This window comes from Peribacillus sp. NPDC060253 (genome assembly GCF_042727425.1).
In the GTDB taxonomy this organism is placed as follows: Bacteria; Bacillota; Bacilli; order Bacillales; family DSM-1321; genus Peribacillus.
Map to the genome: position 1 here is coordinate 1 of NZ_JBHXAS010000277.1, position 1,205 is coordinate 1,205.

A 1,205-nucleotide genomic window follows, 5' to 3' on the forward strand; every position below is an offset into this window, starting at 1 on the left:
TGGATTTGAGTCAATATTTTGGACACAAAAAAGTTAAATCTTAAGCTGTTTTTGTAATTTGATCTTCAATGGCTTGTGGAGTTTTATATCCTAAGCTACTGTGAATTCTTTTTCGGTTATACCAACCTTCAATAAATTGGAATATCGCTAATTTAGCTGTTTGGTAGTCTAGATACTGTACGTGGTTGACTTCTTCCTTCTTTAATATCGCATGAAAAGATTCAATACAGGCATTATCGTACGGGCAACCCTTCTGGCTAAAGGATTGCTTAATATGATGATTCTGGGTATGTTGAGTAAACTCACTGCTTGTATATTGTGAGCCAAGATCCGTATGAAGAACTAAGCCCTCCGAGGGCTTTTGTGAAGAGTGAGCGTTATCGAAAGCTTTTATGACCAGTTCTGTCGTCATAGAACGTGAAAAGGAATACCCTACTATTTTCTTAGAATGAAGATCCAATACAGAAGCTAAATAACACCATCCGTCTTTTAACGTGTGGATATACGTAATATCAGCTACCCATTTCTCATTAATGGTCTGGGTAGTAAAGTCTCGTTTAAGCAAATTATCTAACTGAATAACCTTTTCTTTTGATGGATAAGGACGGTATTTTTTCTTCGTGATAGAACGAATACTCGCCTTGCTCATTAGGCGTTGAACACGCTTTAGACTTAGGGAAAATCCTTTGGTTAATAAGATTTTATGTATCTTGGGAGCACCATAACGTCCCTTGCTCTCTAAGTAGATGAGATAAATTTTCTTCGTTAGCTCTTTGTTTTCCTGTTCGCGATTGGATACGACAAGTTGAAGAGACTGATAATGGCTGCTTCTTGGGATTTCTAGTATTTCACACATCTTCTGTACGGGATATTGTTTCTTGTGTTCCTCAATAAATTCGGTAAGATCTGTCTCGGTTACTTTTTCGCGAATATGGCCATAGCCTTTTTTAAGATTTCAACTTCTTGCTTTAACCGAAGGTTTTCCTTCTGTATGGCAGCTAATTCCTTTGGAGTCATTGACTCTTCCCCTAAACCGATAGGGGTAAATTCTTTAACCCATTTATAAATGGTAACTTCTGATACGCCATATTCGCTGCTTAATTCTTTGACCGAATTACCCGAGTGATAAAGGTCTACAATAGTCTTCTTGAATTCATTATTATATTTTTTCCCTGTATTCTTACGTTCCAAGACGGACACATCCT

The 1,205-nt window shown here is 37.2% G+C and carries 1 protein-coding gene; it reads right to left on the bottom strand.

Annotation, left to right across the window (positions count from 1 at the left end):
• Positions 1–40: 40 nt before the first annotated feature.
• A protein-coding gene (locus tag ACFWE9_RS26985) for an IS3 family transposase (RefSeq protein ID WP_230163063.1) occupies positions 41–1,191 on the bottom strand; the annotation gives its coding sequence in 2 pieces (ribosomal slippage) (positions 41–954 and positions 954–1,191; 1,152 coding nt in all).
• Between the last annotated feature and the right edge of the window lie 14 nt (positions 1,192–1,205).